The sequence below is a fragment of the Citrobacter sp. Cf125 genome, assembly GCF_030333935.1.
GTDB lineage: Bacteria > Pseudomonadota > Gammaproteobacteria > Enterobacterales > Enterobacteriaceae > Citrobacter > Citrobacter freundii.
Genome location: NZ_JAOWEY010000024.1, coordinates 49,834 through 65,416, shown reverse-complemented (window position 1 = coordinate 65,416; position 15,583 = coordinate 49,834). Strand labels below are relative to the sequence as shown.

The 15,583-nt window shown below is 51.7% G+C and carries 13 protein-coding genes; 9 read left to right on the top strand and 4 right to left on the bottom strand.

What is annotated here, in order from left to right:
• The 4 genes from OGV89_RS14660 to map all read right to left on the bottom strand — a co-directional run bounded on the left by OGV89_RS14660 (window position 1) and on the right by map (window position 4,933).
• Window positions 1-387, bottom strand: a complete 387-nt coding sequence (locus OGV89_RS14660; RefSeq protein ID WP_003018562.1) for a DUF3461 family protein — start codon at window positions 385-387, stop codon at window positions 1-3.
• Between the two features lie 109 nt (window positions 388-496).
• Window positions 497-1,321, bottom strand: a complete 825-nt coding sequence (gene dapD / locus OGV89_RS14655) for a 2,3,4,5-tetrahydropyridine-2,6-dicarboxylate N-succinyltransferase (protein WP_003837532.1) — start codon at window positions 1,319-1,321, stop codon at window positions 497-499.
• Between the two features lie 31 nt (window positions 1,322-1,352).
• Complete coding sequence (gene glnD / locus OGV89_RS14650; protein WP_003837534.1) at window positions 1,353-4,025, bottom strand: bifunctional uridylyltransferase/uridylyl-removing protein GlnD; 2,673 nt, start codon at window positions 4,023-4,025, stop codon at window positions 1,353-1,355.
• A 113-nt stretch (window positions 4,026-4,138) separates the two neighbouring features.
• Window positions 4,139-4,933: a type I methionyl aminopeptidase gene (gene map / locus OGV89_RS14645; protein WP_003018555.1), complete on the bottom strand. Its 795-nt coding sequence runs from the start codon at window positions 4,931-4,933 to the stop codon at window positions 4,139-4,141.
• Window positions 4,934-5,257: 324 nt separating this feature from the next.
• Between map and rpsB the strand changes: the two genes are divergently transcribed.
• From rpsB to bamA, 9 genes are all read left to right on the top strand, one after another.
• The gene (gene rpsB, locus OGV89_RS14640; protein WP_003018553.1) at window positions 5,258-5,983 is read left to right on the top strand and encodes a 30S ribosomal protein S2; all 726 of its coding nucleotides are present in this window, start codon (window positions 5,258-5,260) and stop codon (window positions 5,981-5,983) included.
• A gap of 136 nt (window positions 5,984-6,119) precedes the next feature.
• Entirely contained in the window at window positions 6,120-6,971 is an 852-nt protein-coding gene (gene tsf, locus OGV89_RS14635; RefSeq protein WP_003018551.1) for a translation elongation factor Ts, read from the top strand.
• A 145-nt stretch (window positions 6,972-7,116) separates the two neighbouring features.
• Entirely contained in the window at window positions 7,117-7,842 is a 726-nt protein-coding gene (gene pyrH / locus OGV89_RS14630) for a UMP kinase (protein WP_003018549.1), read from the top strand.
• A 139-nt stretch (window positions 7,843-7,981) separates the two neighbouring features.
• The gene (frr, locus tag OGV89_RS14625) at window positions 7,982-8,539 is read left to right on the top strand and encodes a ribosome recycling factor (RefSeq protein WP_003018547.1); all 558 of its coding nucleotides are present in this window, start codon (window positions 7,982-7,984) and stop codon (window positions 8,537-8,539) included.
• A gap of 110 nt (window positions 8,540-8,649) precedes the next feature.
• On the top strand, window positions 8,650-9,846 hold the full coding sequence (gene ispC, locus OGV89_RS14620) for a 1-deoxy-D-xylulose-5-phosphate reductoisomerase (protein ID WP_003845810.1): 1,197 nt from the start codon (window positions 8,650-8,652) through the stop codon (window positions 9,844-9,846).
• Window positions 9,847-10,033: 187 nt separating this feature from the next.
• The gene (gene ispU, locus OGV89_RS14615; RefSeq protein ID WP_003018543.1) at window positions 10,034-10,792 is read left to right on the top strand and encodes a (2E,6E)-farnesyl-diphosphate-specific ditrans,polycis-undecaprenyl-diphosphate synthase; all 759 of its coding nucleotides are present in this window, start codon (window positions 10,034-10,036) and stop codon (window positions 10,790-10,792) included.
• Between the two features lie 12 nt (window positions 10,793-10,804).
• A complete protein-coding gene (gene cdsA / locus OGV89_RS14610; RefSeq protein WP_003018541.1) occupies window positions 10,805-11,662 on the top strand; it encodes a phosphatidate cytidylyltransferase in 858 nt (285 codons plus the stop codon).
• An 11-nt stretch (window positions 11,663-11,673) separates the two neighbouring features.
• A complete protein-coding gene (gene rseP, locus OGV89_RS14605) occupies window positions 11,674-13,026 on the top strand; it encodes a sigma E protease regulator RseP (protein WP_003837540.1) in 1,353 nt (450 codons plus the stop codon).
• Window positions 13,027-13,055: 29 nt separating this feature from the next.
• Complete coding sequence (gene bamA / locus OGV89_RS14600) at window positions 13,056-15,479, top strand: outer membrane protein assembly factor BamA (protein WP_003018536.1); 2,424 nt, start codon at window positions 13,056-13,058, stop codon at window positions 15,477-15,479.
• Window positions 15,480-15,583 lie beyond the last annotated feature (104 nt).

Genomic DNA, 15,583 nt, shown 5'->3' with positions numbered 1-15,583 from the left:
TTATTTACGCGTTAGTTTTTCCAGATCGGCTTCAATTTCGCTGATCTTGTTGGTCACGACGCTTTCCAGATGACGTAAATCATCAAGGATCTTGCGTTTAAGATCGACTTCGCTGCGATCGCGCTGGCAGATCTGATCCAGTTCGTCGATCACATAGCGCAGGTTGGGACTGATCTCCTGCACTTCTTTGTAACCCTGGCCGACGCCATCGGCGACAACCGTTTTACGCTGACGGGGATATTTGAACTTCACACTCTTGGCAAAAAACTCGCCTTTATCCTTCTGGAAATAGATTTTCAGGATATCGTTGTTGGCTTCTTGCCGCAGGCTGTAACGATCGATTTCTTCAGGATTAGTAATGCCCAGACTTTTCAGATTGTCATACATAGCGGTACCCTTAAGCTCACCATAACCATTGAATAATTAACGAAAAGCCTTGTTTATGCCACTCGCAGATGTAAAAAAAGCGGGCTAAGCCCGCTTTTTCAAATCACTGTTAGTCGATGGTGCGTAACAGTTCGTTGATTCCTACTTTGCCACGCGTTTTGGCATCGACTTTCTTCACAATCACCGCGCAGTACAGGCTGTATTTGCCATCTTTCGACGGCAGGTTGCCGGAGACAACCACAGAGCCCGCCGGAACGCGGCCATAATGCACTTCGCCGGTTTCACGATCGTAAATACGGGTGCTCTGACCAATGTACACGCCCATAGAGATAACAGAGCCTTCTTCGACGATCACGCCTTCAACCACTTCAGAACGTGCGCCGATGAAGCAGTTGTCTTCGATGATGGTCGGGTTAGCCTGTAACGGCTCCAGTACGCCACCGATGCCAACGCCGCCGGACAGGTGAACGTTTTTACCAATTTGCGCGCAGGAACCCACGGTCGCCCAGGTATCAACCATCGTACCTTCATCCACATAAGCGCCGATGTTCACGTAAGACGGCATCAGCACGGTGTTACGGGCGATAAACGCACCCTGGCGTACGGCCGCTGGCGGAACCACGCGGAAACCTTCTTTCTGGAAGCGTGCTTCGTCGTAGTTGGCGAATTTCATCGGCACTTTATCGAAGTAACGGCTTTCTGCACCCTCGATAACCTGATTATCGTTAATACGGAAAGAGAGCAGGACCGCCTTTTTCAGCCACTGATGCGTGACCCACTGACCCTCAATCTTTTCTGCGACGCGCAGTGCACCGGAATCCAGTAAAGCAATAACCTGATTCACCGCTTCGCGGGTTACGGTATCTACATTTGCCGGAGTAATGTCGGCACGGCGCTCGAAAGCGGACTCAATAACGTTCTGTAACTGCTGCATTGTTAAACTCTTTCCATAATAAATAAAAACATCACCCTTTATCGTTTGGATTGAGGGCCTCTGTCAACCGTTGATGCACTTCCTGCTGCAGCTCATTATTAAGGGCGCGCCGGTCGGCGGTGGCGATTATGAATAAATCTTCTACTCGCTCGCCAATGGTTGTAATTCGGGCGCCATGCAGCGAAATTCCCAGATCGGCAAAAATCTGCCCGACCCGCGCCAGCAGTCCAGGCTGGTCGAGAGCGATAAGCTCAAGGAATGATTTTCGGTCGGTGTGGGTCGGCAGGAAAGTAACCTCGGTATCGACGGTAAAGTGGCGTAATTTTGCCGGCTGACGACGTGGTTGCGGTGGCTGCCAGCTGCGCTGCGTGATCGCCTGTTCCAGTCCAAAACGGATCGCTTCGTGTCGGTCTGAAGACAGTGGGCTGCCGTCCGGTTCCAGCACGATGAACGTATCCATCGCCATCCCATCGCGGGTAGTGAAAATCTGCGCATCGTGGACGCTTAGATTGCGCCTGTCCAGTTCGGCGCAGACGGCGGCAAACAGGTAAGGGCGATCGGGGCTCCAGATAAAAATTTCCGTTCCGCCGCGCGTGGCCTGCGGGCTGAGCAGGATTAGCGGCTTACTGAGATCGTGCTGCAGCAGATGACGCGCATGCCAGGCCAGTTGATTTGGGCTGTGGCGCACGAAATAGTTGGCGCGACAGCGCGACCAGATGTGGTGCAGCGCTTCTTCATCAATGTTGTCCATACGCAGTAGCGCCAGTGCCTGAAGCTGATGATGGCGAACGCGTTCGCGCATATCTGGCGTGTTTTGCATCCCACGACGTAGCTGTTTTTCCGTCGCAAAGTACAGCTCGCGCAGCAGACTTTGCTTCCAGCTATTCCACAGCGTTTCGTTAGTAGCGCAAATATCCGCGACGGTCAGGCACACTAAAAAGCGCAGACGATGTTCCGTTTGTACTTCTTCAGCGAATTGCTTGATCACTTCCGGATCCTGAATATCACGGCGCTGAGCGGTCACCGACATCAGCAAATGCTGACGCACCAGCCAGACGATCAGCTGCGTTTCACGTGAGTTCAGACCGTGCAGTTCGGCGAATTTGAGCACGTCCTGGGCACCGAGAACCGAGTGATCGCCGCCGCGACCTTTGGCGATATCGTGGAACAGCGCGGCAATCAGAATTAGCTCCGGCTGTCGCAAGCGCGGCCACAGATCCACGCACAGCGGATGGCGCGGGCGGGTCTCTTCGTTAGCAAAACTCTCCAGCTTGAGCATCACACGGATAGTGTGCTCATCCACCGTATAGGCATGAAACAGGTCAAACTGCATTTGGCCGACAATGTGCGACCATTGCGGCATATAGGCCCACAAAACGCTGTGCCGATGCATCGGCAGCAGGCCGCGACTCACCGCGCCCGGATGGCGCAACATACTGAGAAACAGCGAACGCGCTTCCGGAATGTAGCATAGCGGCTGGGTTAAATGACGGCGGGCATGACGCAAATGGCGCAGCGTGGTGGAGTAAATCCCGCTGATCGCGCTGTTACGCACCATGATGTAAAACATCCGCAGTATCGCTTCGGGCTTACGGATAAACAGGTCGTCGTTGCGCAGATCGATCAATGTGCCGCGCAGTTGAAAGTCGTCATCAATCGGGCGCGGTTTTTCATCGGCTGGCAGGGCGAGGATCGCCTCGTCGAACAGTTGCAACAGCATATGGTTCAGTTCGCTGACCCGTCGCGTGACCCGGAAATAGTCTTTCATCATCCGCTCGATAGGCTCGTTGCCTTCGCCGCCGTAGTTTAGCCGTTGCGCCACGCTGAGCTGGCGGTCAAACAGCAGGCGGTTGTCGTAACGACTAACGACCAGATGCAGGGCGAAGCGAATCCGCCACAGGATATGCAAACATTCATTCAGTTCGGCGCGTTCTGCCAGCGTCAAAAAACCGAAGCCGACCATTTCGTCCAGCGAGGTGGCGCCAAAATGGCGACGGGCCACCCATTGCAGAGTATGGATATCGCGCAGGCCGCCGGGACTGCTTTTGATATCCGGCTCCAGGTTGTAGCTGGTGCCGTGATAACGCTGGTGGCGCTGATTTTGCTCTTCCACTTTGGCGGCGTAAAATTTATCGGACGGCCAGAAACCTTCGCTAAAAATATGCTTTTGCAGCTCAAGAAACAGCGCCACATCACCGATAAGCAGGCGTGTTTCAATCAGGTTAGTGGCGACGGTTAAATCTGACAATCCTTCCAGCAGACACTCTTCCAGCGTACGCACGCTGTGCCCAACCTCCAGCCTCACGTCCCATAGCAGCGTTAACAGCTCACCGACTTTTTCTGCCTGCGAATCAGGTAGCTTTTTACGACTGAGGATCAGCAGGTCAATATCGGAGAGCGGATGCAGTTCGCCGCGCCCGTAGCCGCCAACGGCAACCAGCGCCAGGTCGGCAATTTGACCGAAACCGGCTTCAATCCACAGGCGCTGAAGCAACTGATCAATAAATTCGGTGCGGGCCTCAATGAGCTGTTCTGCGGAAATTCCACTGTCAAACGCTTCGCCTAACCAGCTCTGGAAGGTGTCGATATGCGCTTTAATACCGGTGCAGTTGAGGTCGTGTTGTGGCCATGTCCCTGGGTTTTGTGGCTGGCCAGGCAGGGTGGGGAGGGCAGTATTTGCGTGCTGTTCAGGAAGAGTATTCATTATGCGCCACCCATTAAAAAGCCGGATGATGGCGTGAACGCCTTACCCGGCCTACTAAGTAGTACAATTTGTAGGCCTGATAAGATGCGAATGCATCGCCATCAGGCAAAACATTATTCGCCGTGTGTGATGATCGCCGGGATGGTGTCATCCTTGCGTAACGTCAGAATCTCACAGCCGTTTTCCGTCACTACAATAGTATGCTCGTACTGTGCAGACAAGCTCCGGTCTTTGGTTTTCACCGTCCAGCCGTCTTTCATGGTGCGGATGCGGTAATCACCGGCATTCAGCATCGGTTCTACGGTGAACGTCATGCCCGGCTGCAGTACCACACCGCCGTCGTCTGCATCGTAGTGCAGAACCTGCGGCTCTTCATGGAAGCCGCGACCGATACCGTGACCGCAGTATTCACGAACGACAGAGAAACCTTCACCTTCCGCGTATTTCTGAATTGCAGCGCCCAGCGTGCGCAGGCGAATGCCCGGTTTCACCATCCGCAGCGCCAGATACAGGCTTTCCTGCGTGACGCGGCACAGACGCTCGCCCAGAATAGTAGGTTTGCCGACGATAAACATTTTCGAGGTGTCGCCGTGGTACTCGTCTTTAATCACAGTCACATCGATGTTGACGATATCGCCGTCTTTCAGAAGTTTGGCGTCGTCCGGGATCCCGTGGCACACCACTTCATTAATAGAGATACATACGGACTTCGGATAGCCGTGGTAACCCAGGCAGGCGGAAATGGCCTGCTGCTCATTCACGATATAGTCATTACAGATACGATCCAGTTCGCCGGTGCTGACGCCCGGTTTAACAAACGGTTCGATCATTTCCAGTACATCAGCGGCCAGGCGGCCAGCGACGCGCATTTTTTCGATTTCTTCAGGGGTCTTGATTGAGATAGCCATGAATTCTGTCCATCAGTGCCGATGATATCGGCAATAATTGTTTAAGTGCTGCCAATGGTATCAGTCCCGCATACGTGCTGCCAAATTGAGAATCATTAACAGCACACAGTGCCAACAATTATTGGTGTCTATGGCGTATTTGTGGTATAAAGCGCGCCGGACTTCCGATCCATTCGAAGACTACACACGATGGACGGGAGCGACAAATCTCACTTTGTGTAACAACACACACGTATCGGCACATATTCCGGGGTGCCCTTTGGGGTCGGTAATATGGGATGCGTGGAGGCTTAACCCCAACTTTTATATATAGAGGTTTTAATCATGGCAACTGTTTCCATGCGCGACATGCTCAAGGCTGGTGTTCACTTCGGTCACCAGACCCGTTACTGGAACCCGAAAATGAAGCCGTTCATCTTCGGTGCGCGTAACAAAGTTCACATCATCAACCTTGAGAAAACTGTACCGATGTTCAACGAAGCTCTGGCTGAACTGAACAAGATCTCTGCTCGTAAAGGTAAAATCCTTTTCGTTGGTACTAAACGCGCTGCAAGCGAAGCGGTGAAAGAAGCTGCTAACAGCTGCGACCAGTTCTTCGTGAACCATCGCTGGCTGGGCGGTATGCTGACTAACTGGAAAACCGTTCGTCAGTCCATCAAACGTCTGAAAGATCTGGAAACTCAGTCTCAGGACGGTACTTTCGAAAAGCTGACCAAGAAAGAAGCGCTGATGCGTACTCGTGAGCTTGAGAAACTGGAAAACAGCCTGGGCGGTATCAAAGACATGGGCGGTCTGCCGGACGCTCTGTTCGTAATCGATGCTGACCACGAGCACATTGCTATCAAAGAAGCAAACAACCTGGGTATCCCAGTATTTGCAATCGTTGATACCAACTCTGATCCGGACGGTGTTGACTTCGTTATCCCGGGTAACGACGACGCAATCCGTGCTGTGACCCTGTACCTGGGCGCTGTAGCTACTACCGTTCGTGAAGGCCGTTCTCAGGATCTGGCTTCCCAGGCGGAAGAAAGCTTCGTAGAAGCTGAATAATAAGGCACGCTCGTTAGAGCCCTTATAGACCAGGTAGTATCACGTTTGGTTAGGGGGCCTGTATATGGCCCCCTTTTTCACTTTTAAATCTGTGCGGTTTCATGCCGGGCAGATCAAATCTTCCGAGGATTTTAGAATGGCTGAAATTACCGCATCCCTGGTAAAAGAGCTGCGTGAGCGTACTGGCGCAGGCATGATGGATTGCAAAAAAGCACTGACTGAAGCTAATGGCGACATCGAGCTGGCAATCGAAAACATGCGTAAGTCCGGTGCAATCAAAGCGGCGAAAAAAGCAGGCAACGTTGCTGCTGACGGCGTAATCAAAACCAAAATCGACGGCAATATCGCTTTCATTCTGGAAGTTAACTGCCAGACTGACTTCGTTGCTAAAGATGCTGGTTTCCAGGCATTTGCTGACAAAGTACTGGACGCTGCCGTTGCTGGCAAAATCACTGACGTTGAAGTTCTGAAAGCACAGTTCGAAGAAGAACGTGTTGCTCTGGTTGCTAAAATCGGTGAGAACATCAACATCCGTCGCGTTGCTTCCCTGGAAGGCGAAGTTCTGGGTAACTACCAGCATGGTGCTCGTATCGGTGTTCTGGTTGCTGCAACTGGCGCTGACGAAGAACTGGTTAAACAGCTGGCAATGCACGTTGCTGCAAGCAAACCAGAATTCGTTAAGCCGGAAGACGTTTCCGCTGAAGTGGTAGAAAAAGAATACCAGGTTCAGCTGGACATCGCTATGCAGTCTGGCAAGCCGAAAGAAATCGCAGAGAAAATGGTTGAAGGCCGCATGAAGAAATTCACCGGCGAAGTTTCTCTGACCGGTCAGCCTTTCGTCATGGAACCGAGCAAATCTGTTGGTCAGCTGCTGAAAGAGCATAACGCTGACGTAACAGGCTTCATCCGCTTTGAAGTGGGTGAAGGCATCGAGAAAGTTGAGACTGACTTTGCAGCAGAAGTTGCTGCGATGTCCAAGCAGTCTTAATTTTGAAAGGAGCCGCCTGAGGGCGGCTTCTTTTTGTGTCTGGCTTGTAAATTCAGCGAACCGCTATAGTGGTCCTGCTGAAAAGCGACATACAATGTCGCTGGAATTAACTCATCTCATTCGTTGACAGTCTCAGGAAAGAAACATGGCTACCAATGCAAAACCCGTCTACAAACGTATTCTGCTTAAGTTAAGTGGCGAAGCTCTGCAAGGTTCGGAAGGCTTCGGTATTGATGCAAGCATCCTTGACCGCATGGCTCAGGAAATCAAAGAGCTGGTTGAGCTGGGTATTCAGGTTGGCGTAGTGATTGGTGGTGGTAACCTGTTCCGTGGCGCTGGTCTGGCGAAAGCAGGGATGAACCGCGTTGTGGGCGACCACATGGGCATGTTAGCCACCGTAATGAACGGTCTGGCGATGCGCGATGCGCTTCACCGCGCCTATGTGAACGCTCGCTTGATGTCCGCAATTCCTCTGAACGGCGTGTGTGATAACTACAGTTGGGCTGAAGCTATTAGCCTGCTGCGTAACAACCGCGTTGTTATTTTGTCTGCGGGTACCGGCAATCCGTTCTTCACCACCGATTCAGCAGCCTGCCTGCGTGGTATTGAAATTGAAGCGGATGTGGTACTGAAAGCCACCAAAGTCGATGGCGTATTTACTGCCGACCCGGCTAAAGATCCGACGGCGACCATGTACGAACAGTTGACCTACACTGAAGTACTGGATAAAGAGCTGAAAGTCATGGATCTGGCTGCGTTCACGCTGGCTCGTGACCACAAATTACCGATTCGTGTCTTTAACATGAACAAACCAGGTGCACTGCGCCGTGTTGTTATGGGTGAAAAAGAAGGCACGTTAATCACGGAATAATTCCCGTTGCGGCTAAATGCAGGTAATATTCCGCTTTAATGTCGCGGGATACGTCCCTCAAAATTAATCAAGACTATACTTGTCACATCTTGCGCGGCGGGTATGGTCTGACTGAAACAAGCTTTCAAGGATTCGTAACGTGATCAACGATATCAGAAAAGATGCTGAAGTACGCATGGACAAATGCGTCGAAGCGTTCAAAAACCAAATCAGCAAAATTCGCACGGGTCGTGCTTCTCCTAGCCTGCTGGATGGTATTGTCGTGGAATATTACGGCACACCGACTCCGCTGCGCCAACTGGCAAGCGTAACGGTTGAAGATTCCCGTACCCTGAAAATCAACGTGTTTGACCGTTCTATGGGGCCAGCCGTTGAGAAAGCCATCATGGCTTCCGACCTCGGTCTGAATCCAAGCTCTGCGGGTTCCGACATCCGCGTTCCGCTGCCGCCGCTGACCGAAGAACGTCGTAAAGATCTGACCAAGATCGTGCGTGGCGAAGCTGAAGGCGCGCGTGTTGCGGTACGTAATGTACGCCGCGATGCAAACGACAAAGTGAAAGCGTTGTTGAAAGAAAAAGAGATCAGCGAAGATGACGATCGCCGTTCTCAGGACGACGTACAGAAACTGACTGACGCTGCAATCAAGAAAGTTGATGCGGCGCTGGCAGAGAAAGAAGCGGAACTGATGCAGTTCTGATTCGCCTGTACGCTAAAAACGCCGCTTAGAAGGCCTGAGAGGGCTGGATGGCGGCGTTTTGCTTTTTTCTGTCTATATACCTTAAAGGGTAAAATTCTTCTGGATGTCTCATGAAGCAATTAACCATCCTGGGATCAACCGGTTCCATTGGTTGCAGTACGCTGGATGTAGTACGCCATAACCCGGAAAAATTTCGTGTTGCTGCGTTGGTGGCGGGTAAAAATGTCGCCCGCATGGTAGAGCAATGCCTGGAGTTTTCTCCTCGCTATGCGGTAATGGACGATGAAAAAAGCGCTGCGTTGGTAAAAGCAGCTCTGCTGGAGCAGGGCAGTCGCACAGAGGTCATGAGCGGTCAGCAGGCTGCCTGTGATATGGCTGCGCTGGATGATGTTGATCAGGTCATGGCGGCAATTGTCGGCGCAGCGGGCTTATTGCCAACGCTGGCGGCAATTCGTGCGAGCAAAAGTATTTTACTGGCGAACAAAGAGTCTCTGGTGACCTGCGGTCGTCTGTTTATGGACGACGTGAAACGCCACAAAGCGCAGCTTTTGCCGGTAGATAGCGAGCATAACGCGATTTTTCAGAGTTTACCGCAACCTATCCAACACAATCTGGGATACGCTGACCTTGAGCAAAACGGCGTCATGTCAGTTCTGCTTACCGGGTCTGGTGGCCCATTCCGTGAAACGCCATTGCGCGATCTGGTCTCTATGACTCCCGATCAGGCATGTCGTCATCCGAATTGGTCGATGGGACGAAAAATCTCTGTCGATTCCGCCACCATGATGAACAAAGGTCTGGAATACATTGAAGCGCGTTGGTTATTTAATGCCAGTGCAAGCCAGATGGAAGTGCTGATTCACCCGCAGTCGGTTATTCATTCGATGGTCCGTTATCAGGATGGTAGTGTTCTGGCGCAGTTGGGTGAACCGGACATGCGTACACCTATTGCCCATACCATGGCATGGCCAGAACGAGTGACGTCCGGTGTTAAGCCTGTCGATTTTTGCAAACTCAGTGCGCTGACGTTTTCAGCACCTGATTACCAGCGTTATCCGTGCCTGAAGCTGGCGATGGACGCGTTTGAGCAAGGGCAGGCGGCGACGACTGCACTTAATGCCGCGAATGAAATTACCGTTGCCGCGTTTCTGGCGCAGCAGATCCGATTTACCGATATTGCTGACCTGAATTTATCCGTGCTGGATAAGATGGATTTGCAGGAGCCGCAGAGCGTTGATGACGTGCTGAAGGTTGATGCCATCGCGCGGGACGTCGCCAGAAAAGAAGTGATGCGACTCTCAAGCTGATGATAATCCCTCTACGGAGAATCGTGCTATTTGTTAGCGTTGGGCTTCAGTGATATAGTCTGCGCCACCCGATCGCGGGTATTTGTTTTTTTTCGGTCGGGTAAGCCGTGGTTTGACACGGCTTTTTTGTGGATGGGCTTCAGTATTCCTGAGTACCGTAAATCCTTTCAGGGACTAATAACGCGTTATGTTGTCTGCAACTAAACCATTAAGCGAAAATTTGCCAGCACATGGTTGTCGCCATGTCGCAATTATCATGGATGGCAATGGCCGCTGGGCGAAAAAGCAAGGGAAGATTCGCGCCTTTGGGCATAAGGCCGGAGCAAAATCCGTCCGCCGGGCTGTCTCTTTTGCTGCCAATAACGGTATTGATGCGTTAACGCTGTATGCCTTTAGCAGTGAGAACTGGAACCGACCTGCGCAGGAAGTGAGCGCGTTAATGGAACTGTTTGTGTGGGCACTTGATAGTGAAGTGAAAAACCTGCACCGCCATAACGTACGTCTGCGTATTATCGGGGATATCAGTCGATTTAACTCTCGTTTGCAAGAACGGATTCGCAAATCAGAAGCGATTACTGCCCAGAATACCGGGTTGACGCTGAATATTGCAGCGAATTACGGTGGACGGTGGGATATAGTCCAGGGAGTCAGGCAACTGGCACAACAGGTGCAGGATGGTCTGCTGCGTCCAGAGCAAATCGATGAAGAGATGCTTGGGCAGCAAATTTGTATGCATGAACTGGCTCCTGTGGATTTAGTGATAAGGACTGGGGGAGAGCATCGAATTAGTAATTTTCTGTTGTGGCAAATTGCCTATGCCGAACTTTACTTTACGGATGTTCTCTGGCCCGATTTCGATGAACAAGACTTTGAAGGTGCGCTGCATGCCTTTGCTAATCGTGAGCGTCGTTTCGGCGGCACCGAGCCCGGTGATGAAAAAGCCTGATGGGGGTCGCTTTTGCTGAAGTATCGCCTGATTTCTGCTTTTGTTTTAATACCCGTTGTCATCGCGGCGCTGTTTTTGCTGCCGCCGGTGGGGTTCGCCATTGTCACGCTGGTCGTTTGTATGCTGGCCGCCTGGGAATGGGGACAGTTAAGCGGTTTTACCACGCGTACACAGCGAGTCTGGCTGGCGGTTTTGTGCGGGCTATTGCTGGCGCTAATGCTGTTCTTACTGCCGGAATACCATCGCAATATTCATCAGCCGCTGGTTGAAGTATCGCTGTGGGCGTCGCTGGGCTGGTGGGTCGTGGCGCTGTTGCTGGTATTGTTTTATCCCGGCTCTGCGTCGGTCTGGCGTAATTCCAAAACATTACGCATAATTTTCGGCGTGTTAACCATTGTTCCGTTCTTTTGGGGAATGCTGGCGCTACGTGCCTGGCATTATGATGAGAATCATTATAGTGGCGCGCTATGGCTGCTGTATGTCATGATCCTCGTTTGGGGAGCGGACTCGGGTGCGTATATGTTTGGTAAGCTGTTTGGCAAACATAAGCTGGCACCGAAGGTTTCTCCTGGTAAAACCTGGCAGGGTTTTATTGGCGGACTCGCCACTGCGGCCGTAATCTCATGGGGTTATGGCATGTGGGCGAATCTTGAAGTTGCGCCTGTCACCTTGCTCATTTGCTCCATCGTTGCAGCCCTGGCCTCCGTGCTGGGTGACCTGACCGAGAGTATGTTTAAGCGTGAAGCAGGTATTAAGGACAGTGGTCACTTAATTCCAGGACACGGCGGTATTCTGGACCGTATTGATAGCCTGACGGCTGCGGTACCGGTATTTGCCTGCCTGTTGTTACTGGTATTCAGGACGCTCTAACGGATGGTCTTATGCTGAGTATTCTCTGGAATCTGGCTGCATTCATTGTCGCACTTGGTGTGCTTATCACCGTGCATGAATTTGGTCATTTCTGGGTTGCGCGGCGCTGCGGAGTCCGCGTCGAACGCTTTTCCATTGGTTTTGGAAAAGCGCTTTGGCGGCGTACCGATAAATTAGGTACGGAATACGTTATCGCCCTGATTCCCCTCGGCGGTTACGTCAAAATGCTGGATGAGCGCGCTGAACCAGTCGCACCGGAGTTGCGCCATTACGCCTTCAACAATAAAACGGTTGGACAACGCGCAGCCATCATCGCCGCAGGTCCGATTGCAAACTTCCTTTTTGCTATTTTCGCTTACTGGCTGGTGTTTATCATCGGTGTCCCTGGCGTTCGTCCGGTTGTTGGTGAAATAACACCCAACTCGATTGCCGCGCAGGCGCAAATTCAGCCGGGTACGGAACTAAAAGCGGTTGATGGTATCGAAACCCCTGATTGGGATGCCGTGAGATTGCAACTGGTAGCCAAAATTGGCGATGAGCATACGACTCTCAGCGTAGCGCAGTTTGGCAGTAACCAGCGTCAGGACAAAACGCTGGATTTACGTCAGTGGGCATTTGAGCCAGACAAAGAGGATCCCGTCTCCAGTTTAGGGATTCGTCCGCGCGGTCCGCAGATTGAACCGGTGCTGTCAGAAGTGCAGGTTAACTCCGCTGCAAGTAAGGCAGGTTTGCAAGCAGGCGACAGGATCGTTAAAGTCAATGGTCAGCCGCTGACGCAATGGATGACGTTTGTGACGCTGGTGCGCGATAATCCGGATAAGCCGTTAGCGCTAGATATTGAAAGACAAGGAAGTTCCTTGTCTTTAACGTTAACCCCAGATTCAAAACAGGTTAACGGGAAGGCAGAAGGTTTTGCGGGCGTGGTGCCTAAAGTTATTCCTCTGCCTGATGAGTATAAGACTGTACGCCAGTATGGGCCATTCAGCGCCGTCCTCGAAGCCTCGGATAAAACGTGGCAGTTGATGAAGCTGACGGTCAGTATGCTGGGAAAATTGATTACCGGTGATGTAAAACTGAACAACCTCAGTGGGCCGATTTCTATCGCCCAGGGGGCTGGGATGTCAGCGGAATTCGGGGTTATTTATTACCTGATGTTCCTTGCGCTTATCAGCGTGAACTTAGGGATAATCAACCTGTTTCCGTTGCCCGTTCTAGACGGGGGGCATCTGCTGTTCCTGGCGATTGAAAAGCTGAAGGGCGGTCCGGTATCCGAGCGGGTTCAAGACTTTAGTTATCGCATTGGCTCTATCTTGCTGGTGTTGTTAATGGGGCTTGCACTTTTCAATGATTTCTCTCGGTTGTAAGAGAGTGTTAGGAAGAACGCATAATAACGATGGCGATGAAAAAGTTGCTCATAGCGTCGCTGCTGTTTAGCAGCGCCACCGTATACGGTGCTGAAGGGTTCGTAGTGAAGGACATTCATTTCGAAGGCCTACAGCGAGTCGCCGTTGGTGCGGCTCTCCTCAGTATGCCGGTGCGCACAGGCGACACGGTTAATGATGAAGACATCAGTAATACCATTCGTGCTCTGTTCGCCACCGGTAACTTTGAGGATGTCCGCGTCCTGCGCGATGGTGATACCCTTCTGGTTCAGGTAAAAGAGCGTCCGACGATTGCCAGCATCACTTTCTCCGGTAATAAATCGGTGAAAGATGACATGCTCAAGCAAAACCTCGAGGCGTCTGGTGTGCGTGTTGGCGAGTCTCTGGATCGCACCACGCTTGCCGATATCGAAAAAGGCCTGGAAGATTTCTACTATAGCGTCGGTAAGTACAGCGCCAGTGTGAAAGCGGTGGTGACGCCGTTGCCGCGTAACCGCGTTGACCTCAAACTGGTCTTCCAGGAAGGTGTTTCGGCGAAGATCCAACAGATCAATATCGTCGGCAACCATGCCTTCACGACTGACGAACTTATCTCTCACTTCCAGTTGCGTGACGAAGTGCCGTGGTGGAACGTGGTGGGCGATCGCAAATACCAGAAACAGAAACTGGCGGGCGACCTTGAAACCCTGCGCAGTTACTATCTGGATCGCGGTTATGCCCGCTTCAATATCGATTCCACTCAGGTCAGCCTGACGCCGGATAAAAAAGGTATCTACATCACCGTTAACATCACAGAAGGCGAGCAGTACAAGCTTTCTGGTGTTCAGGTGAGCGGTAACCTGGCCGGGCACTCCGCCGAAATTGAGACCCTGACAAAGATCGAGCCAGGTGAACTCTATAACGGCACCAAAGTGACCAAAATGGAAGATGATATCAAGAAGCTCCTGGGTCGCTATGGCTATGCCTATCCGCGCGTACAGTCGCAGCCTGAAATCAACGACGCTGACAAAACCGTTAAATTACGCGTAAACGTGGATGCGGGTAACCGTTTCTATGTGCGTAAGATTCGTTTTGAAGGTAACGACACCTCTAAAGATTCCGTTCTGCGTCGCGAAATGCGTCAGATGGAAGGTGCATGGTTGGGCAGCGATCTGGTCGACCAGGGTAAAGAGCGTCTAAACCGTCTGGGTTACTTTGAAACAGTTGATACCGATACTCAGCGTGTTCCGGGCAGACCGGATCAGGTTGATGTAGTCTACAAGGTCAAAGAGCGTAACACCGGTAGCTTTAACTTCGGCGTCGGTTACGGTACCGAGAGCGGCGTGAGCTTCCAGGCTGGCGTTCAGCAAGATAACTGGTTAGGTACCGGTTATTCTGTTGGCATCAACGGCACCAAAAACGACTACCAGACCTATACTGAGTTGTCTGTGACTAACCCGTACTTCACCGTTGATGGTGTGAGCCTGGGTGGCCGTGTCTTCTATAACGACTTTGAAGCGAATGATGCGGATCTGTCCGACTATACCAACAAAAGTTATGGTACAGACGTAACGCTTGGCTTCCCGGTAAACGAATACAACACGTTGCGTGCCGGCCTGGGTTATGTACATAACAAACTGTCCAACATGCAGCCGCAGGTTGCGATGGATCGTTATCTTGAGTCAATGGGCGAGACCAATACCAACAGCTTTGCCGCTGATGACTTCACCTTTAACTACGGTTGGACGTACAACAAACTGGACCGTGGGTATTTCCCAACGGACGGTACACGCGTCAACCTGAACGGTAAAGTGACCATTCCGGGTTCTGATAACGAATACTACAAAGTGTCGATGGATACCGCGACCTATGTGCCGATCGATGACGATCACAAGTGGGTGGTTTTAGGACGTACGAAGGTAGGCTATGGCGACGGCATTGGCAGCAAAGAAATGCCGTTCTATGAGAACTTCTATGCGGGTGGTTCCAGCACCGTGCGTGGCTTCCAGTCGAATACTATCGGTCCAAAAGCAGTCTACAAAAACGGTGCTTACGCCAGTGGTTCTGATAATAGTGACTACGAAGAGTGTTCCAACGCGGACGGTAAGGACTGTAAATCGGATGACGCAGTGGGCGGTAACGCCATGGCTGTCGCCAGCCTGGAGTTTATTACCCCAACGCCGTTCATTAGCGACAAGTATGCCAACTCGGTTCGTACCTCGTTCTTCTGGGATATGGGTACCGTTTGGGATACTAACTGGCAGGATAGCGCTCAAACACGTGCTATAGGTGTGCCGGACTACAGTGATCCAAGTAATATCCGTATGTCAGCGGGTATCGCTTTACAATGGATGTCCCCATTGGGGCCGTTGGTTTTCTCCTACGCCCAGCCGTTCAAGAAGTACGATGGAGACAAAGCGGAACAGTTCCAGTTTAACATTGGTAAAACCTGGTAATTGTTCTTCGCAAAGGAATGTAGTGGTAGTGTAGCGATGACTTTAGGCGATCTTGCATGGGATCGCCTGGCCACGCAAAGAACTGCACCTTCGGGTGCAAATGG